Consider the following 19,719-nt stretch of genomic DNA (forward strand, 5'->3'; position numbering starts at 1 on the left):
ACCTGACGACGCGGGCACCATACGCACACATACGCGAGACGCTCACCGGAACCCGGCCGAGCGTCTTTTGCGTTTGACGGCCGCTCTTATGCGTCCGCCGACGTGAGGGCGGTCGGCCGCCAGTCCCGGGCGAGGAGTCCGAGCAGGACCTCGTCCATGAACTCGCCGAGTACCCAGGCCGAGGAGCGCAGCACGCCCTCGCGCACGAAACCGTTGCGCTCGGCGGAGCGCAGCATCGCGTCGTTGTCCGACAGCGTCTCGATCTGGAGCCGCTGCATCCCGCGTACGACGAACCCGTAGTGGCACAGCACCGCGACCACGTCGGTTCCGAAGCCCTTGCCGCGGGCCGCCGGCAACAGCCCCAGCCCGATGTGCGCGGAGCGGTTGTGGTTGTCGATGCCCCACAGGTTCGCGATGCCGATCAGGGCGCCGTCCTCCAAGTCGACCACGGAGAACGGCACGCGCCCCTCCTCCTTGTCGTGCACGAAGAGCTCGGAGTCCTTCGAGTCGGGTGAGACGGGCCGCCACGGCGCGACCTGCGACCGCGAGCCGTTGACCACGTCGTTGTAGAGCTCCGCCCGCAGGATCGGGAAGTCTTCATCGTGGCGGGCCCGGAGCCCGACCTTGTGACCCGTCAGCATGAACGAGTCCTATCGGACGGGATCGGCGTGCGGCAAACCATTAAGACGCGTCAACGGCCCGTCGAGGAGCCGGATGTGTTCACCGGGGCGCACCGCGTACCGGTCGTGTCGCGGGCGTCCCTCGCGGCGGGGGAAGTGGCGGAACGCTCCAAGACCCGCTCGTGATCATTGTCGTGGGCAGGACCACCGCGGGAGTCCGCGCCGCAACAGACTTGCAGGGTGCGGCGGCCCGACCGGTCGCCGCGGCCCTGTTCCGGCGATCCAAGGACTTGCCCTCATGAACGAGCGCGTTCTCACACCCCGCAGTCGGGGCTTCCTCTTCCTCGACTCCCATCCGGCGGGGTGCGCGCAGTCAGTCGCCGACATGTGGGACGCCTGTCCCGCCCCTACACCCGCCGGGGCACCGGACGGCGACGGGCCGGTGGCTCTGGTCGTCGGCTCCTCCGCCGGATACGGTCTCGCGGCCACGCTCGCCGGACTCAAGCGCGTCGGCATCCGCGGTATCGGCGTGTCCTTCGAGAAGGGCCCCACCGAACGGCGTACGGCAACGGCCGGCTGGTACCGCACGGCCGCCACCGCGGACCTCGCCCGCGCGGCCGGGCGGGACCTCGTCCTCCTCAACGGCGATGCCTTCTCCGACTCGATGAAGGATCAGGTCGCCGACCTCGTCGAGCGGCGTTTCGGTGGCCGGCTGGACCACCTCGTCTACTCGGTGGCCGCGCCCCGGCGCACCGACCCCGCGACCGGGACCACGTACGCCTCCGTCCTCAAGCCGATCGGCCGGCCGGACCGCACCAAGACCCTGGTCTTCGACGAGGAGGGTGTTCCCGAGGTCCGCGAGGTCGAGACCGCGCCGGCCGAGGGAGACGACGTGGAGCAGACCGTGGCCGTGATGGGCGGCGCGGACTGGGAACGCTGGATCGACCACCTCGCCGCGCGGGGCCTGCTCGCCGAGGGGTTCACCACCGCAGCGCTGTCGTACATCGGCTCGTCGCTCACGGCGGCGATCTACCGGCAGGGCACCATCGGGGCGGCCAAGGCCCACCTGGAGGCCACCGCCCGCACCCTGAACGAGCGGCTCGGCACGACCGTGGGCGGGCGGGCCGTGACCTCCGTGAACGGCGCCGCCGTCACCCAGTCCTCCACCGCCATCCCCGGCATCGCCCTGTACACCGGCCTGCTGCGCGGCGTACTCGGCGAGGGCCTCGTCCCGCCGGTCCGCCAGCTCGCCGCGCTGTGGGACCAGCTCACCGGCGTCGCACCGCTCGACCTGGACGCGGAGGGCCGGGTCCGCCTGGACACGTGGGAACTCACGGACGGGGTGCAGGCGGCCGTCGCCGAGCGCTGGAAGACCGCCACCACGGCCACCATCGCCGACCTGGCCGACCTCGACTGGTTCAGCGCCGAGGTCCGGCGGCTCTACGGATTCTCCGTGCCCGGCATCGACTACGCCGCCCCCGTGGCGACCGACGTCCCCTGGCCCGACCCCACGTCCCACGCCCGGGATGCGGGGACCCGCGCGGGGTCATGACGCCCACGGACGCGGAGGAGACCCACGAGGGCGTCGGGGTGCGTCCGCAGGTTCAGGAGCCGAACGCAAGCAGGCGCCGGTCCTCCGTACCGGGCGGCATTCGGCCAGTCCTGACGTGAAGTCTTGACGTCGGCGAGCCCGTTCAGTTGACTCACGCGGTGTCCTGCCCGGTGGTGTAGACCTCGGAGGCGCATCGTGAGTACCGCACGCGTGAAACCGGCCCGGCGCCGGCTCAGAACCGCCCTGCTGGGTGTGGCCGGCGTACTCGCCGCGCTCCTCCCGCTCGCACAGGCCACGGCCACGGCCGCCGCCGGGGAAGTCCCGCCCCCGACGGCGGTCGACCGTTTCGAGGGTGAGATCCCCTTCGCCGGACCTCCCGCCGAAGGCATCTTCACCTGGGGCAGCGACGGCGACGACCAGCCCCGGCTGGAGCTGCGGGAGCGCGCCGACGCCCCCGAGGGCACGAAGGTCCTGCACGGCAGCTACGACATCAGCGGCTGGGGCGGCTACACCCACGACTTCGCCTTCGACCGGCCCGCCCACGACTGGAGCACCCGCGGCGGCATCCGCTTCTGGTGGTACGGGCAGAACACGGCGCCGCTGCCGCCCGGTTCGGGTCCCCGGATCCACTTCGAGCTCAAGGACGGCGGGGCCAACGGCGAGGCCTCCGAGCTGTGGACGACCTCCTTCACCGACGACTGGCAGGGCTGGCACCTGGTCGAGCTCCCGTTCTCCCGCTTCGAGTACCGCACCGACTACCAACCGGTCGGCGGCATCGACCAAGTGCTCGGCCTGACCTCGATGTGGGGCTACGCCTTCACCTTCCCCGTCGGCCGCGCCGGCGAGTTCATGCTGGACGGGGTGGAGGTGTACGGGGCGGCCGACCCGGTCGCGCAGACCAGGGTCGTCACCGATACGACCGTTCACCCTGTGAAGGAAGGCGGCTCGGCCGACGTACGCGTCTCCGTGGCCACGACCGGCTCCGGACCGCTCACCGAGCCGGTGACCGTCGGCTACACCACCGAGGGCGGCACCGCGACACCCGGAGCCGACTACGAGCCGCTGACCGGCACCCTCACCTTCCCCGCCGGAACCCCGTCCGGCACCTCCCGTACCGTCACCGTCGAGACCGCCAAGGACCGCGACGGCGAAACCGCCGAGACCGTACCGCTGAAGCTGACCGTGACCGGGGCCCGGCCGCCCGCCGAGGACCCCCTCGTCGTGATCGACGCGCACGGGCTCCCGTACCTGGACCCGAAACTGCCGGTGCGGCAGCGGGTCGCGGACCTGCTCGCCCGCATGACCCCGCAGGAGAAGGCCGGCCAGATGACCCAGGCCGAACGCAACGCGCTGAGGGCCCCGGGCGACATCGCGGCGTACGGCCTGGGCTCGCTCCTGTCCGGCGGCGGCTCCGTCCCCAACCCCAACACTCCCGCGGCGTGGGCCGACATGGTGGACGGCTACCAGCTGCGCACCCGGGCGGCCCGACTCCAGATCCCACTCCTCTACGGCGTGGACGCCGTGCACGGCCACAACAACCTCGTCGGATCCACGATCATGCCCCACAACATCGGCCTGGGCGCCTCCCGCGACCCGCAGCTGGCCGAGCGGACCGGCGCGGTGACCGCAGCCGAGGTGCGGGCGACGGGCGTCCCCTGGGACTTCGCCCCCTGCCTGTGCGTGACCCGTGACGAGCGCTGGGGCCGCTCGTACGAGGCCTTCGGCGAGGACCCCGCGCTGGTCACCGCGATGGAGACGGTGATCCGCGGCATGCAGGGCGCGCCGGACGGCCGGGATCTGGGCCGCCCGGACAAGGTGCTGACCACGGCCAAGCACTACGCGGGCGACGGCGGCACCGCGTACGGCTCCTCCACCACCGGCTCCTACACCATCGACCAAGGCGTCACCCGGGTCAGCCGGCGGGAACTGGAGGCGGTGCACCTGGCCCCGTTCCAGGAGGCGGTCAAGCGCGGAGTGGGGACGGTCATGCCCTCCTACTCCTCGGTGGACTTCACGGACGACGACGCCGGCCCGGTGAAGATGCACGCCAACGCGGAACTGATCAACGGCGTGCTCAAGGACCGGATGGGCTTCAAGGGGTTCGTCATCAGCGACTGGCAGGCCATCGACCAGATCCCCGGCGACTACGCGAGCGACGTCCGGACCTCGGTGAACGCAGGCCTCGACATGATCATGGTGCCGAGCGCGTACCAGGACTTCCACCGCACGCTGCTCGACGAGGCGGCCGCGGGCCGGATCCCGCAGGCGCGGATCGACGACGCCGTGGCGCGGATCCTCGAACAGAAATTCAAATTGGGCCTGTTCGAGAAGCCGTACGCCGACCGTTCCGGCCTCGGGGTGGTCGGCTCGGCCGAACACCGGGCGGTGGCCCGCGAGGCGGCGGCCAAGTCCCAGGTCCTCCTGAAGAACGAGGGCGGCCTGCTGCCGCTGAAGCCCTCGCAGAAGGTGTACGTCGCCGGATCCAACGCGGACGACCTGGGCAACCAGGTGGGCGGCTGGACGGTGAGCTGGCAGGGCTCGTCGGGGCGGAACACGGTGGGCACCACGATCCTGGAGGGCATGCGCAAGGCCGCCGCCTCGCCGGAATCGCTCACGTACTCCAAGGACGCGAGCGCGCCGACGGCCGGGTACGACGTCGGCGTGGTGGTCGTGGGCGAGACCCCCTACGCGGAGGGCGTCGGTGACGTGGGCAACGGCCACGACCTCGAACTCTCCGCGGCCGACCGGACCGCCGTGGACCGGGTCTGCGCGGCGATGCGGTGCGCGGTGCTCGTGGTCTCGGGCCGCCCGCAGCTCATCGGCGACCGGCTCGACCGGATGGGCGCGCTCGTCGCGTCCTGGCTCCCGGGCACCGAGGGCGACGGGGTCGCGGACGTGCTGTACGGCAAGCGGGCGTTCACGGGCCGGCTCCCGGTCAGCTGGCCGAAGTCGTCGGCGCAGCTGCCGATCAACGTGGGCGACGCGGCGTACGATCCGCAGTTCCCGTACGGCTGGGGGCTGACCACGCTCGCGCCTCCCGCGCAGGGCGGCGAGGCGGCCCTGCGCGCCCTGGCGATCGCCGCGGCGGCGGTCGAGCGCACGACCGGGGCCGATTCGCAGGCCGGCCGCGCGGTGGCGGACCGGGCCCGGGCCATCGCCGCGCAGCGGGTCGGCGGACGCTTCACCCAGGCCTCGGCCCAGCCCTTCGCCGAGGCGGACCACCGGCTCCTGACCGGCGATCTGACGGGGGCGGTGGCCGACTTGACCATGGCCTTCCGCGCGGCGGCCCGGTAGCGCGAGGGAGCCCCCGCGCCCGGGCGCGGGGGCCGTCCGCCCGCGGGCGGGGCCCTCCGGTCGCGGCTCAGCGGCCGTCCGCGCCGGACGGTGACGGGGGCGGCGTCGCGGATGCGGTCGCGGCCGGGGTCGCGGTCGGGGTCGCGGTCGTCCCGCGGTGCCTGATGTTGACGGCCGAGGCCTTGGCCGGCGCCACGGGGTTCAGGAACCGCACCGGACCGATCAGGCGCTGTGCGAACAGGTGCGTGTGCCGCGCCACGGACTCGTCGCGCGCCGCCGCCGAGAACACCAGCCGTTCCACGGGGTTGAACGGGCGGGCCCGGAGCTCGCGAGCGTACGGCAGCTCGGGGCCCGCCGCGGCCGCCCTCGGCTCGATCCATCCCCAACGGGTGTACCAGCGGGCGTGGTCATGCGCTGATCGCTCCCTTCGGTGGTGCTGTCAGGCGCATGACCAATGGTGGGGAGCCGTGTCCCCGATGGCTCGGACACGTTTGACCTTGACACGATGACAAGGTCTTCACTGTGGCCGAGGAGGTGGTTCCCATGACCACGGTCGACCAGGACACGAAGAAGCAAACGAAGACGGACGCGGACGCGGACCGGGTTGCAGCCCCGGCACCGGCCCCGGCCGCGACTGACGGGGGCGCTCTGCGGGCGCTGGACGACGCCCGCCCCTCGGTACGGCTGCGCGCGGCGTTGGCGATCGGCTCGGCCCCGGACCCGCGGTCCGTAGGGAAGCTCGTCGAGCGGTGCGGGGTCGAGCCCGATTTCTCCGTGCGCGAGATGCTGACGTGGGCGCTCACCCGGCACGAGCCGTCCCTGACGCTCCCGCCCCTCGTCGCGGAGCTCAGGTCGGAGGGGGCGCGGGCGAGGAGCCAGGCGCTGCACACCCTGTCCAAGATCGGCGACGGGCGGGCATGGCCGGCGATCACCGGAGCGCTCCTGTCCGACGCCGACGAGGAGGTGGCCCGCAGCGCCTGGCGGGCCGCGGTCGTACTCGTACCCGAAGGCGAGGAGCCCCGGCTGGCCGTGGCGCTCGCGGCACAACTGGGGCGCGGCGGACGCGAGACACAACTGAGTTTGAGCAGGGCGCTGATCGCCCTCGGGGAGGGGGCCGCGGGGCCGGCCCTGAGCCCCGCGACGGCGGATCCCGACCCCCGCGTACGCCATCATGCGATGGCCACGCGGCGGCTGCTGCGCGATCCGGAATCCGGATTCGAGTACGCGATCGAGGAGGCCAAGCGCGTGGCGGCCATGCGGGACCAGCCGGGAGGAGCGTAGACGGTGTTGATCGGTGAGGTGGCCAGGCGGTCCGGGGTCAGCGCCCGCATGCTCCGGCACTACGAATCGCTCGGCCTGGTGAGTCCGACGGGACGCACCGGGTCCGGGTACCGGGAGTACTCGGGCGAGGACATCCGGCGGATCTTCCACATCGAGAGTCTGCGCTCCCTGGGTCTGTCGCTGCGCGATGTGGCACGGGCCCTGGACGATCCGGCCTTCCGGCCCTCGGAACTCGTGGAGGAGCTCATCCGCACCACACAGGAGCGCATCACCGCCGAGACGGCGCTCCTCACGCGGCTGCGCCGGATCGGCGCCGCGGAACCCGACGGCTGGGAGGAGGTGCTCCACACCGTCGCGCTCCTGCACGCGCTGGGCTCGGACAGCCCCGGCAGACGCCAGCGCGCGGCGCTGGCTTCGGCCGACACGGCGCCGCTCCCGGTGGAGGCGCTCGTGGAGGCAGCCCTCGGCGAGACGGATCCGAACGTCGCCGGGGCCCTTCGCTGGGCCGTGGCCCGGTCGGGCGACGGGGCGCTGGAACTGCTGGCGGGGGGCCTGGCCTCAGCGGCGGCCGAGGTACGGGAGCGGGCCGTCCGGACGATCGCCGAGATCCCGGGCGACGGTTCGACCGCGCTCCTGCGAACCGCCCTGAACGGCCCCGACGCCGCGGTCCGCGGGCAGGCGGCCCTGGCGCTCGGAGCGCGGGGCGTCGCCGACGCGATCCCCGCCCTCGTCGACATGATCGTCGAGGGGAGGAACGACGTCGAGGCGGCCGACGCGCTGAGCGGGCTGGCGAGCCGCCCCGCACTGGCCGAGCGGATCGCCGGCAAACTCGCGGCCCGTCTCCCCGGCGGCTCCGCGGCCCCGCCCGTGCGCCTGCGGTTGACGCAGGCGCTCGCGGACATCCCGGGCGCCACGGCCAGGCGCGCCCTGACGGACCTGGCCCGGGACGAAGACCCCGCCGTCGCCCTGACGGCGGCGTACGTCCTCACCCTGCGCGGTGCTGGCTGACCCCTCGCCGCCGGGTGGTAACAGCTGTTACCATCGGCCCATGGGGAAAACGCAGCTGGGTGCCCGCGTCGACGCGGACATCGCGGAACTGGCCAAGAAGCGCGCGGCCGACCTGGGCCTGAGCATCGGTGACTACCTCGCCCGCCTCGTGCAGGACGACGCCAGCGGACTGCGGGCCCGCGCGGTGGAGGCCGCCGCCCGCTTCCTGGCCGAGCACCAGAGCGTCTTCGACGAGGCCGAGGACGCGCAGCAGGCCGCGCCGGGGACGCGTGCCGCCTGATGGAACTGCACATCGACGTCGCCTGGATTCTGCAGGTGGCCGAAGCGGCCGGGGTGGGCGATCCGGCCCCGGACGACTACGGCGTGCCCGTCTCGGCGGTCGCCCGCCACCGGGCCGAGCTGTTCGAGCAGCCGCTGTACGACGGCCCGTACGCCAAGGCGGCGGCCCTCGTCCACACCCTCGCCCGCTGCCGCTGGCTGGAGCGCTCCAACATGGCCGTGGCAGCGGCCACCGGCGTCATGTACCTCGAAGCCGCTGGAATCCGCGCCAAACCCACCCGTGAGGACGCGATCGCCCTCAGGGACCTCCTCCTCAGCCCCGCCTGCTCCGCCGGAGGGATCTCCGCGCTGCTGCGTTCCTGGCCCACCGCCACCTGAGCCTTCGTCCGACCGCCGTCGCCACGGAGCCGGTCACAGGCTTGCGAGCAGGTTTTCGAGCGGGGCCGGGACCTGTCCGGGGCCGAGGCTCTCCACCAGCAGGCGGCCGTAGCGGATCTTGCGTCCCTTCTTCGTGCCGAGGAAGCGCCGCAACTGCTGCTGCCGGGGCCGGCCGTGCTGCGCGGGCTGCCGCAGGAAGGTCTGCCAGGCCCGCACGTCGCCCTCGACCCGGATGATCTCCTCGACCGCCGCCGCGCCGAGCGCGCGGATGAACTCGTCCTCCAAGTCCGCGGCGCACACGAAGAACTCCCCGTCCGCCGCCCCGGCCCGCATCAAGCCGCGCTCGTAGTACGGCCGCTCCCGCTCGTCGCACAACCCGGTCAGGCGCAGGCCGAGACCGGGCGGCCCGAGCAGGCCGGCGTAGCGTCCCACGTTCATCGCCCCGCCCATCGCGATGACGCCCACCCCTTCGGCGGCGAGGTCGCGGCCCCGCCGCGCCGCGAGCGCCTCGACGGCGGCGAGGTCGCTCAGCCCCTCCAACAGCACCGCCGTACGCAACCCCAGCCGTACCGCCAAATCGCCCGCCGGTCCGCCGGGGCCGCCCGCGGCCCAGCCGTCGACCGCGTCCCGGAACGCCCCCATGTCCACCATGGGCCGAGTCTGCACGCCCCGCGCCCGGCGCGGTACGCAATATCGCCGAGCGCGCGGGCCGCGCGTGGCTAACGGTCCGATCGGGGCGGGCTCCTGCCACCAGGGTGGGCGTCCGCCTCCCACCAGGGTGAGCGCATCCCTACCACCACGGTTGTATTGCGCGGGCGAAAGCCGTTCCTCTCGTGTCCGTCGAGAACCGGCGGCCGGCGGGAAGCGTGGTACCGGCCAGGACCTGCCGGCGAACACACCGGTGTGGACGCGAAGTTGGGGGACCAGGGTGGGAATCGTTTCCAGGGCGGGAAAGGCGGCGCTGGCCGCCGCCGTGGCCGGGACACTGATCACGGGCGCCGCACCGGCCGGCGCCCGGCCGGCGCAGGACGCGAGCACCACCGCGCAGGACGGCGGGAACACGTCGGCCGCCCCGTCGGCCCGGACGGCACAGGCCAGGACGGCGCAGGCCAGGCCCTCCGTGAAGGCGCCGGCGACCGTGACACTGATCACCGGGGACCGCGTCCTCGTCGGCGGCGACGGCCGCGTCAGCCAACTCGTGCGTGGCGAGGGCCGGGAGGGGATCGTCTTCTCGGTACGGACCGAGGCGGAGCACACGTACGTCATCCCGCAGGACGGCCTCGCGATGATCGCCGAGGGCGTCCTCGACCGGCGGCTCTTCGACGTCGCGCAGTTGGTAAGGGACGGCTACGACGACGCGCACCGCGACACCCTGCCCCTGATCGTCGGCTACCGGCGCAACGGCTCCGCGGTGGGGGCCTTCGCCACCACACCCGACGCGTTCGCCGGGATCGCGCGCGAACGCCGCCCGCTGCCCGCCGTCGACGGCGAGTCCTTCCGGGTGCCTAAGGCCGCCGCCGCGGCCCTCTGGTCGACGGTCACCGGTCGTACGTCCGGCGCCCGTACGGCAGGCGCCCCAGGCACCGCGGGCCCCGCTTCCGCCGCGCCCATCGCCCGCCTGTGGCTGGACGGACGGGTCCACACGGCCCTGGACAAGAGCGTGCCGCAGATCGGCGCGCCCGCGATGTGGGCCGCCGGCTACACCGGCGAGGGCATCACCGTGGCGGTCCTCGACACCGGCGTCGACGAGACCCACCCGGACCTCAAGGGCGTGGAGGCGGCGCAGCGGAACTTCAGCTCCTCGCCCGGCTCCGGGGACGTCGCCGGGCACGGTACGCACGTGGCGTCCACCCTCGCCGGCTCGGGCGCGCAGTCGGGCGGCGTCTACAAAGGCGTGGCGCCCGGCGTGCGGATCCTGGACGGCAAGGTGCTGGACGACGACGGCTTCGGCTCCGAATCGAGCATCGTCAGCGGTATGCAGTGGGCGGTCGACCAAGGCGCGCGGGTCGTCAACATGAGCCTCGGAGCCCAGGACTCCCCGGGAGTCGACCCGATGGAGGAAGCCGTCGCCCGACTCTCCGACAAGGCCCTCTTCGTGGCCTGCGCGGGCAACGAGGGCGACAAGGCCGCCACGATCCGCTCGCCCGGCAGCGCCCCCGCCGCGCTGGCGGTCGGCGCGGTGGACAAGCAGGACCGGCTCGCCGACTTCTCCAGCCGCGGGCCGACGGCCGACGGGGCGTCGAAGCCGGACGTGACCGCCCCGGGCGTCGACATCACCGCCGCCCGGACCACGCAGAGCCCGTACTTCCCGCCGGGCGACGGCTATGTGTCGATGAGCGGCACCTCGATGGCCACCCCGCACGCCGCGGGCGCCGCCGCCCTGCTCTTCCAGCAGCACCCGACGTGGAGCGGCGCCCAGGTCAAGGCGCTGCTGACCGGATCGGCCGAGCCCGCCCCGGCACTCAACGCCTTCCAGCAGGGCGCGGGCCGCATCGACCTGGAACGGGCCGTGACCGCGGCGGTCGTCTCCGAGCCCGGCGCCCTCTCCTTCGGCACCCAGACCTGGCCGCACGCCGATGACGAGCCGATCGCGAGGACGCTCACCTACCGCAACTACGGAACCGAGCCCGTCACGCTCAGGCTGAGCGCGAGCGGCACCGACCCGGCCGGCAACCCGGCCCCGGCCGGGATGTTCACCGTCAAGGACGCCGCGCTCACCGTTCCCGCGGGCGGCAGCGCGCAGACCACCGTCACCGCCGACACCCGCCGGGGCACGGTCGACGGGGCGTTCGGCGGCACCGTACTGGCCGCCGGAGAGGGCCAGTCGGTGCGCACCGGCCTCGTCGTCGAGCGCGAGGTGGAGTCGTACGACCTCACCCTGCGGCACACGGGCGGCACCGGGCCGAGCCCGCTGTCCTTCTACGCGACGCTCAGCACGACGGGCACGGACACCCGCGAGCGCTTCGACTTCCCGAACAACCCGACCGGCGTCGTCACGCGGCGGCTGCCCAAGGGCGACTACCAGCTGGAGAGCTTCGTCTACGACGCGGGCGACCGGCTGGCCGTCTTCGTGCAGCCGGTGCTGAAGCTGACCGCGAAGGCCACGGTCACGCTGGACCTCCGCAAGGCGAAGCCGTTCGCCGTCACCGCCCCGGATCCGGCCGCGCGGCTGGTCAGCGCCGCCGTCGGCTACGAGGACAGGGCCGCGGGCGTGGGCAACGTCTGGTTCACCGACGGTCGGACACAGATCCTCACCGCCGCACCGGGCGGGGCCGGCGGCGATCTGCGCGCCCAGTACAACGGGGTGTGGAAGAAGCCCGGTGCGGCGGGCGAGAAGACGGACTACCGGCTCGCCTTCCACCGTACGGGCAACTGGTTCACCGGCCTCAAGCGCACCGTCACCCGGGCCGACGTGGCCGAGGTGAAGCTCGGTTTCGGCGCGTCGGTCAGCGGGGTGAAAAGCCGGATACGGGTGACCCCGACCGACGCGGAAGGCTTCGGCGCCGGCGTGTCGGACCCCGTGGACCAGGAGGCGCCACTGGCCGCCACGCAGTACCTCAGCACCGGCGGCGTGCGGTGGTCCTGGAGCGCCTCGCAGGTCAACGCTCAGGGCGAGGAACGCATCATCTACTCCGAGGGTCCGGTGGCCTACAAGCCGGCCGCCCGCCGGACGCTGGCCTTCAACACCGGCGTGGTCGGGCCCGATCTGGAGGCCGGCAACGACCAGGTCGTCGAGCGGAGCGGCGACTACGTCAGCTCCAGGATCCAGCTGTTCAACGACGGGGCCGGGCACTCGGGCTCGTCCGTGACCACAGGGGGCTTCGCCCGGCTGGAATCCGGCGGCCGGACCATCGCCGAGGGACAGGCCAACGACTGGCTGAGCGCCGAGGTCCCGGCCGCCCCCGCGCCGTACCGGCTGAGCATGGAGGCGAGCCGCTCCGCCGAGGACACGTCCACCAGTACGAAGGTCGCCGCGGTCTGGACGTTCACCTCGGCCCGGCCGCCCGGCGACGAACCGGTCCGGCTGCCCCTGTCGACCGTCCGCCTCTCGCCGGACCTGAGCCTGAGCGGGACCGCCCCGGCGGGCGGCACGCTGAACGTGCCGCTGGTGGTGGGCGGAGCGGCGGCGGCACCCGGTCAGGTGGCCGCACTGACCGTCGAGGTCTCGTACGACGAGGGCGCGACGTGGAAGCCCCTCACGGTCAGGACCGACGCGAAGGGGGCCCGCTCGGTGAACGTGCGGCACCCCGCGACGGGCGGGGCCGTGTCCTTCCTCGTGAACCTGAGCGACAAGGGCGCGAACACCGTGCAGGAGACGATCACGAACGCCTACCGGCTCACCGCACACTGACCCACTCGGCTACGGCCCACCGGCCTGGGCGAAGGCCCCCGGACACCCGTCCGGGGCCCTTCGCCCACCCCGGCACGCCGTCACCGCGCCCCCACCGGCGTGCGCGGCGGATCCGCGGCGGGGAGGATGGGGACCGTGCGGGACAGAGGGAGCGGGAAGGCGCCGATGCAGGTCCTCGCCCTCACGGCCATGCTCTTCGCCGTCGCGATGATCTTCGTGGACCAGACGATCGTCAGCATCGCCGCCCCCAGCATCGTCGAGGAGCTCGGCCTCTCGTCCTCCGGAATGCAACGCGTGGTCAACGCGTACCTGCTCGCGCTCGCCGCGTGCTTCGCGCTCGGCGGGCGCCTCGCCGACGTCCTCGGGCACCGCCGCGTGGTCGTGGCGGGAACGCTGCTGTTCGTCGTCTCCTCCGTGCTGTGCGGCTCCGTGCCCTCGGGGGACTTCGCCCAGAGCTGGCTCGTCGTCTTCCGCGCCACCCAGGGCGTGGGCGCGGCCCTGGTGTTCCCCGCCGCCCTCGCCGTGGTCGTCTCCGTCGTGCCCGTCGACAAACGCGGCCGGGCCCTGGCCCTGTTCTTCGTGCTCGCCGGCGCGCTCACCGCCCTCGGGCCGCTGCTCGGCGGCTGGCTGACCTCCTGGACCTGGCGGGCCGTCTTCTGGATCAACGTCCCCGTGGCCGTCGTCGCGCTCGTCCTGACCGCCCGCGCCCGCATTCCCGTCACCCGCAAGCGCGAACGCGTCGATGCGCCCGGCGCCGTACTCGTCGCCGGCGGCATGGCGCTGAACGTCTTCGGGATCCAGCAGTCGTCCATCTGGGGCTGGACCAGCCCCGCCACTTGGGCGTGCATCATCGGCGGACTCCTCGTCCTCGCCCTCTTCTGCCGGTACGAACTGCGCACGCCCGAGCCGCTCATCAAGCTGCGGGTCTTCCGCGACCGGGCCTTCACGGCCGACACCCTCGTGCTCTTCTTCTCGATGCTGGCGTTCGTCCCCGTGCTCTTCTTCGCGTCGGTGTACGCGCAGATCTCGCTCAGCGCCTCGCCCCACCAGGCAGCGCTGTACGTGCTGTACTTCTTCGCCGGGTTCGGCCTCTCGGCCCAATGGGGCGGCCGGATCCTCGACAAGCACGGCGCCCGGCCCACGATGAAGCTCGGCACCGCGCTCGCCTGCGCGGGATTCGCCCTGTGGGCGTGGAAACTGACGGACCTCTCGGCCCATGACCAGTGGCCCTACGCGTGCATCGCCGGGGCGGGGATGGGCCTCGTGCTCTCCCCGGCCTCCACCGACGCCGTGAACCGGGCGATCGGTGCCTCGTACGGCGAGGTCACCGGCATCACGCAGACCGTGCGCAATTACGCGGGAGCCCTGGGAATGGCGGTCTTCGGCACGCTCCTCACCCATGTCACGACCAGTCGCGTCGCGCAGACGCTCACGGCGGAGGGCCTGCCGGAGCAGATGGTGCCGGGCGCGGCCCGCGGCATCGCCGAATCGGTCATCGGCCATCCGGACGACCGTGCGCCGACCGGCGACGGGCCGAGCGCCACGCTGATGCGGAACTCTTTCGAGGCCGTGCACATGGACTTCGCCCGGGCCAACCAGTGGGTGTTCTACGGGATGGCCATCGCGCTGGGCCTGGCGTGGCTGTGCACCTTCCTGCACCCGGGGACGCGCGTGACGGGCGTGACGGGCGTGACGGGCGATGCCACAGAGCCGGAAGGGACCACAGGGGCGGGAACCCGTCCCTGAACCCGCGCGTCACGGGCGGCGGCTGCGGGACGCCCGCCGCGCGGAGAAGGCGACGTACGCCCCGAAGCAGATCACCCAGATGACGCTGGGCCACGCGGCGATGCGCTCGAACAGGCCCTGGACGTAGGGGTCCGGCCTGAGCGCCGTGAGGGTGGCCGCGACGATGGACGTGACCCCGCACAGGATGCCCGTCGTACCCCAGTACGGATGCGCCCGCCGGATCATGCCTCCCAGCAGCAGTACGCCCACGGCCCCGCAGAAGAAGCACGTCCCGGCGGAGAGCAGGTGGAGGGCCGGACGGAGGTTGTACGGATTGAAGCCGGTCGACACGAGTCCCGCACCGCTGACGGCCAGGACGGCGAAGGCCAGGTTCCGGAGGCGGTCCGGGGGAAGGACCGCGGCACCGAGGACCGCGCCGAGGACGAGGCAGAACCCTCCGACGATCCAGGCGATGTCGGCCGCCTCGTGCCAAGGAGAGCAGAAACGGAATCCTCCGATACGACCGCAGCGGGTCACGCCGAGCGCCGAGATGATGTGGTCCACCAGGTTCTGGCTCGAAGCACGGGGCAGGACGACGGCGTTGTTCACCACGAAGATCTGGACGAGGGAGGCCCACAGGAGACCCCCGGCCATGAGTCTCCGCGAGGCCGTGAAGGTGAGTTCGCGCATGCCGCCTGTGCCTTCGGGTCCGCTGCGAGCCGTACGGGGCCGGGTGACCCAGTATGTCCCGCCCGGGCCGGAGCGCGACGACCTCACGTCGGCGCGTCCCGCAGACGGCTCAGTACGTGACGGTGATCCTGCGCGTCAGGCCGTCCACCCGGACGCGCCCTCCGACGGGAACCACGAGCTGGGGGTCGGTGTGGCCCAGGTCGACGTCGAACACCGCCATGGTGTCGGGGGCGTACTGCCCGAGGGCCCGCAGGACGGCCTCGCGCTGCCGCCGGCGGTACAGGTCCCTTTCCCGGGGGCCGAGCGGGTTCTCGAACGACCAGGCCTTGGCCCGGCCCATCAGGAGTGCGGGGAACTGCCGGAGCAGCCCGCGTTCGCCCATGCCGCGAAGGATCCAGTAGACGTCCTCGGCCCTCGGCATGTCCTCGGACGTCTCCAGGAACAGCACGTTGCCCGCGTAGGACTCGACGGGCAGGACGGCGCGGTCCGCCATCAGCAGCCAGGAAATGATCTCCAGGTTGCCGCCCCAGCTGATCCCGTCGACCACGCGGTCGCCGTTGTGCCAGATCCAGCCGCCCGCGGGCTCCGTCTCGGGCTCGGCATCGAAGGTACGGGGATCCTCCCAGCGCCCGTCGACGTCCCCGAAAGCACCGGCCGGGGTGAGCTCGTACTCGCCGGAGGTGAACAGTGCCGCCCTCAGGGAGGCCTCGGTCAGCGGGTTCAGCGCACCGGGCCGACCGAGCCCGACCATGACCGAGCCGCCGTGGTACCCGACGATCCCCGCGTTCCGCAGGAACAGCAGCAGGTTGGTGTTGTCGCTGTAGCCGAAGAACGGCTTGGGGTGGGCCCGCAGGAGGTCGCGGTCGAGGTGGGGCAGGACGGTCAGCTGGTCTTCGCCGCCGATGCTGGTGATCACCGCCTTGATGTCGGGGTCCGCGAACGCCGCGTGGATGTCCGCGGCCCGCGCCTCGGGGGTCGTACCCATCGTGCGGGTCGTCGGGTACTCCACCGCCTTCAGGCCGAAGTCGTCCTGAAGTCTGCGCAGCCCCAGTTCGTAGGGCAGGGGGAAGACACCGGGCAGACCGGACGAGGGGGACAGCACCGCGATCCGGTCGCCGGGACGGGGTTTCGCGGGGTAAAGGGGAATCTCCATCGGATGATCTTAGGAACCGGTGGCCCGCTCCTCCCAGCGGGTTTCACCGACGGGGCCGGCCCGGGGCCGTGGCCTTGGCCGCGGTCGCCCGGCGTCTCGGCCATACTCGCCCCCATGCGTCCGCCGCCGTCCGCCGCCGTTCCCGAACCGATCTCGGCCGATCCGCCCTTCACGACCGACCGGCCGCTGCTCACCCAGCACTGGCTGGACCTGGCTTTCGTGCACTGGGCGGCCGATCCCGCCGACGTCACCCCGCTGCTGCCCGCCGGCACGGTGGCGGACGTGCTGGACGGGGTCACCTACGTCGGCCTGGTGGCGTTCCGCATGCACAGGATCGGCTGGCTCCGCCTGCCCGGCATCCCCTATCTGGGGTCGTTCCCGGAGACCAACGTCCGTCTCTACTCGGTCGACGCCCAGGGCCGGCGCGGGGTGGTCTTCCGCTCGCTGGACGCCTCCCGGCTCCTCCCGGTGGCCGTCGGTCGCGCCGTGTTCCGCCTCCCGTACGTGTGGTCGCGGATGAGGATCCGCCACGACGGCGACACCGTCACCTACACCAGCAGCCGGCGCCTGCCCGGCCCGCGCGGCGCGCACAGCCGGATCGCCGTACGGATCGGCGAGCGGCTCGCGGAGCCGAGCGCCCTGGAACACTTCCTGACCGCCCGGTGGGGCATGCACACCCAAGCGTTCGGCCGGCCGGTGTACCTGCCGAACTCCCACCCGCGCTGGCCCCTGCACCGCGCCGAACTCCTCGACTGCAGGGAAGACCTGGTCACCGCCGCCGGCCTGCCGGCCCCGGCAGGACCGCCCGTGAGCGTCCTGTACTCCCCGGGGGTCGCGGTCCGCTTCACCCCGCCGGTCCGCCCGGGTGCGGGGCCGTCCCCGCGGTGAACCCGCCGCCCGGCCGGACGCGGCCCCGCTCCGGCGGGCGGAGCGGCGCGGTGCGGCGCGGTGCGGCGCGGTGTGGCCGGTTCGAGAACGTCCGATTATCGACCCCTTTTCCGGGAACACGGCGAGCCTCGACCCCAGTTCTCTGAGAGGAACCGGGGGCGGGCTCGTACGGCCCCTCTCCGACTGTCATACCGCGGGCAAGGAGAACGGCTGTGCGCATACTCTTCACCGGTCCGGCTTCGGCCGGACACCTCTTCCCGATGATTCCGACCGCGCAGGCTTTACGAGCCGCCGGCCACGACGTGCTGTTCGCGAGTTCGAAGCCGCTCGACCGGCTCCGTGAGGCGGGCTTCGCGATCGTCGAGATCGGCGACGGCCGCACCATTCGCGAGGTGATGGAGCAGTCCTCCGACGAGGAGATGCGCTACGTCGCCCCGGACATGTCGCAGGACCAGATACTGGACAGGGCGGCCCGCGGATTCGCGATGATCTCCCGCCCCACGGTGGACGGCCTGTTGGAGGTCGCCGGGAACTGGGGCGCCGACCTGCTGGTCTACGACTCGTTCCAGGCCTCGGCCCCGCTGGTCGCGGCGAAGCTGAAGATCCCCTCGGTCATCCAGAACTTCGGAGTCACCTCCGGTCTCGACATGGTCGGCCGGCTCGCCGCCAACTTCACCGAGGCGTACGAGACGTACGGGGTCTTTGGCCCGGCCGAGCCCACCGCGCTGAACATCGTCCCCGCCTCGCTCGGCGGCGACGCGGGCGGCCTGCGGATGCGCTACCTCCCGTACAACGGCGGCGGCACCGTCCCGGCCGCGCTGCTCCGCCGCGGCGACCGGCCCCGCGTCGCCGTCACCCTGGGCACCGTGCTCACCGAGATGGACGGCGTCCGCGCCATCGTCCGCCTCACCGAAGCCGCCGCCTCGGTGGACGCCGAGTTCCTGCTCGCCGTCGGCGACGCCGACCTCACCGCGCTCGGCACCCTCCCGGAGAACGTCCGCCCGCTGCCCTGGGTACCGCTCGCCGAGCTGCTGACCACCTCCGACGCGCTGATCCACCACGGCGGCTCCGGCACCCTGCTCACCGCACTGCAGGCCGGGCTGCCCCAGCTCCTGCTGCCCCAGGGAGCCGACCACTTCACCAACGCCGACGCCCTCACCGCGACCGGCGCCGCCCTGCGCTCCGCCTCCGACGACGTCGACACCGCGCTCCTGACCCGCCTCATCACCGACCCCGCCCTGCGCGAGGGCGCCGCCCGCCTCCGGGCGGAGAACGAGGCCCTGCCCACCCCCGCCGAGACGGTCCCCGCCCTGGAGGCCCTGGCCGCCTCCTAGACGGCGCGGCGGAACGTAAGGGCCGGCCGGGGCCCGGAGGATCTGCCGGGTCACCGGCCCGTCCGCCGGCGCACCGTCCGCCGGCGCCCCGTCCGCCTCCGGCCCCGGCCTCCGGTCCCGTCGCGGTCCTACGCGCGCGGGGCCGGGCGGCCCAGCGGCATGAGGTACTGGATCGGCTCGTCCAGGTCGTCCAGGCCCAGCAGTTCGTGCGCCAGGTCGTCGTGCAGGCCGCCGAGCGGGATCGTGCCCAGCCCGAACGCGCCGGCCGTGAGCTGGAGGGTCTGGGCAAGGTGCCCGGCCTCCAGCAGGCCCAGCCGCAGCGCCCGCAGCCCGTAGCGGCGGCGGAGCAGGCCGAGGTCCAGGTGGACCGCCAGCACGGCCGGTGCCTCGTCGATCCCCACGGAGTCCGGGTCTTCGGCCGGGCGCGAGAAGTACGAGGACAACGCCTTCAGCCCGTCGAGTTCCGGCGTGGGGCCGAGGGCGACCAGCGACCGCCGCTCCGGCACGCAGTGGTAGGTGCCCGGGGCCAGCCCCGCCACGGAGAGCGCCAGGAGCCTCACCCGCACGCTGTACAGGGCGCCGGCGCTCGGGTACGGGCGGTGGCTCAGGGTGCGCTGCGTGCCGTCGGCCAGCGCCTGCCGGGACACATGGCTCGGCGCGTGGGCGTGCCACAGCACCCCGCCCAGCTCCTGCGCGGTCAGCGGCCCCCGCAGCGCTCCGCGCGCCGAACTGCGGCCCCGCAACACCTCGGCGAGGGACAGCTCCGGCAACGGGGCGGCGGGGAGCGGCCGTTCGGTCTCGGTCCGGAGTCCGGACGCGACGTCGGGCCGCGCGATGCTCCGTACCGCCGTGTCCTGCGGACGGCCGATCTGGAACTTGCTCTGCTCCAGGTACTGGTAGTCCGCGGCGCGCGGCCCGGAGCCGAAGAAGCCCTCCCCATCGTCAGTCTCCAGCAGCGCGCGCCCCGCGAGGCGGCAGACGGCCCGCTCCTCGTCCGGGGCCACCCCCAGCCGGTTGAACAGCATGTGCAGTTGGGAGGCCCACACCCACAGGCGGCGCTGCGTCCGCACCGGCGCGTCCGGCCGGTCCGCGGGCGGTACGGCGGTGCGCAACCGGGCGTCGGCCTCCCGCACCCGCCGGGTCCACTCCGCGAGCCACGGCTCGGC

16 protein-coding genes are annotated in these 19,719 nt (G+C 73.2%); 10 read left to right on the forward strand and 6 right to left on the reverse strand.

The window, feature by feature from the left end; all coding sequences use genetic code 11:
* Positions 1-86 precede the first annotated feature (86 nt).
* Positions 87-641: a GNAT family N-acetyltransferase gene (locus ACS04_RS31545; RefSeq protein ID WP_048480250.1), complete on the reverse strand. Its 555-nt coding sequence runs from the start codon at positions 639-641 to the stop codon at positions 87-89.
* 277 nt (positions 642-918) lie between these two features.
* Here ACS04_RS31545 and fabV point away from each other — a divergent pair, with 277 nt between their 5' ends.
* On the forward strand, positions 919-2,172 hold the full coding sequence (gene fabV / locus ACS04_RS31550) for an enoyl-[acyl-carrier-protein] reductase FabV (RefSeq protein ID WP_048480251.1): 1,254 nt from the start codon (positions 919-921) through the stop codon (positions 2,170-2,172).
* A 192-nt stretch (positions 2,173-2,364) separates the two neighbouring features.
* Positions 2,365-5,466 (forward strand): glycoside hydrolase family 3 protein, encoded by a 3,102-nt coding sequence (locus tag ACS04_RS31555; RefSeq protein ID WP_107438758.1) that lies wholly within the window; start codon positions 2,365-2,367, stop codon positions 5,464-5,466.
* A 67-nt stretch (positions 5,467-5,533) separates the two neighbouring features.
* Here the strand turns inward: ACS04_RS31555 and ACS04_RS39840 are convergent, their stop codons facing one another.
* Positions 5,534-5,767 (reverse strand): hypothetical protein, encoded by a 234-nt coding sequence (locus ACS04_RS39840; RefSeq protein WP_245236646.1) that lies wholly within the window; start codon positions 5,765-5,767, stop codon positions 5,534-5,536.
* A gap of 242 nt (positions 5,768-6,009) precedes the next feature.
* On the opposite strand from ACS04_RS39840, the gene ACS04_RS31565 reads away from it, so the two are divergent.
* From ACS04_RS31565 to ACS04_RS31580, 4 genes are read left to right on the forward strand one after another with little or no spacing between them, the layout of a single operon-like run.
* The gene (locus tag ACS04_RS31565; protein ID WP_078865552.1) at positions 6,010-6,747 is read left to right on the forward strand and encodes a HEAT repeat domain-containing protein; all 738 of its coding nucleotides are present in this window, start codon (positions 6,010-6,012) and stop codon (positions 6,745-6,747) included.
* A gap of 3 nt (positions 6,748-6,750) precedes the next feature.
* On the forward strand, positions 6,751-7,755 hold the full coding sequence (locus tag ACS04_RS31570) for a HEAT repeat domain-containing protein (protein ID WP_048480254.1): 1,005 nt from the start codon (positions 6,751-6,753) through the stop codon (positions 7,753-7,755).
* 40 nt (positions 7,756-7,795) lie between these two features.
* Positions 7,796-8,035, forward strand: a complete 240-nt coding sequence (locus ACS04_RS31575) for a hypothetical protein (protein ID WP_048480255.1) — start codon at positions 7,796-7,798, stop codon at positions 8,033-8,035.
* Entirely contained in the window at positions 8,035-8,412 is a 378-nt protein-coding gene (locus tag ACS04_RS31580) for a hypothetical protein (protein WP_048480256.1), read from the forward strand. Before ACS04_RS31575 ends, ACS04_RS31580 begins: the two co-directional genes overlap by 1 nt.
* Positions 8,413-8,445: 33 nt before the next feature.
* Here ACS04_RS31580 and ACS04_RS31585 read toward each other — a convergent pair whose 3' ends face one another.
* Positions 8,446-9,063, reverse strand: a complete 618-nt coding sequence (locus ACS04_RS31585) for a TOPRIM nucleotidyl transferase/hydrolase domain-containing protein (protein ID WP_048480257.1) — start codon at positions 9,061-9,063, stop codon at positions 8,446-8,448.
* 277 nt (positions 9,064-9,340) lie between these two features.
* Between ACS04_RS31585 and ACS04_RS31590 the strand changes: the two genes are divergently transcribed.
* Positions 9,341-12,763, forward strand: a complete 3,423-nt coding sequence (locus tag ACS04_RS31590) for a S8 family peptidase (protein ID WP_048480258.1) — start codon at positions 9,341-9,343, stop codon at positions 12,761-12,763.
* Between the two features lie 126 nt (positions 12,764-12,889).
* Positions 12,890-14,509: an MFS transporter gene (locus tag ACS04_RS31595; RefSeq protein ID WP_048480259.1), complete on the forward strand. Its 1,620-nt coding sequence runs from the start codon at positions 12,890-12,892 to the stop codon at positions 14,507-14,509.
* Positions 14,510-14,518: 9 nt separating this feature from the next.
* On the opposite strand, the gene ACS04_RS31600 is transcribed toward ACS04_RS31595, so the two are convergent.
* Both ACS04_RS31600 and ACS04_RS31605 read right to left on the reverse strand, forming a co-directional pair.
* A complete protein-coding gene (locus tag ACS04_RS31600) occupies positions 14,519-15,178 on the reverse strand; it encodes a DUF998 domain-containing protein (RefSeq protein WP_048480260.1) in 660 nt (219 codons plus the stop codon).
* Between the two features lie 109 nt (positions 15,179-15,287).
* A complete protein-coding gene (locus ACS04_RS31605) occupies positions 15,288-16,331 on the reverse strand; it encodes a S66 family peptidase (RefSeq protein WP_048480261.1) in 1,044 nt (347 codons plus the stop codon).
* Between the two features lie 114 nt (positions 16,332-16,445).
* On the opposite strand from ACS04_RS31605, the gene ACS04_RS31610 reads away from it, so the two are divergent.
* Together ACS04_RS31610 and ACS04_RS31615 are read left to right on the forward strand one after the other, a co-directional pair.
* The gene (locus tag ACS04_RS31610) at positions 16,446-17,219 is read left to right on the forward strand and encodes a YqjF family protein (protein ID WP_048480262.1); all 774 of its coding nucleotides are present in this window, start codon (positions 16,446-16,448) and stop codon (positions 17,217-17,219) included.
* 212 nt (positions 17,220-17,431) lie between these two features.
* Positions 17,432-18,553 carry a nucleotide disphospho-sugar-binding domain-containing protein gene (locus ACS04_RS31615; RefSeq protein ID WP_048480263.1) on the forward strand — a complete coding sequence of 374 codons (1,122 nt, stop codon included), beginning with the start codon at positions 17,432-17,434 and terminating at the stop codon, positions 18,551-18,553.
* Positions 18,554-18,681: 128 nt separating this feature from the next.
* On the opposite strand, the gene ACS04_RS36995 is transcribed toward ACS04_RS31615, so the two are convergent.
* Positions 18,682-19,719 (reverse strand): SagB family peptide dehydrogenase (locus ACS04_RS36995; RefSeq protein WP_048480290.1); only part of this gene is annotated, 1,038 nt, incomplete at its 5' end.

The organism is Streptomyces roseus, from assembly GCF_001044425.1.
Lineage (GTDB): Bacteria > Actinomycetota > Actinomycetes > Streptomycetales > Streptomycetaceae > Streptomyces > Streptomyces roseus.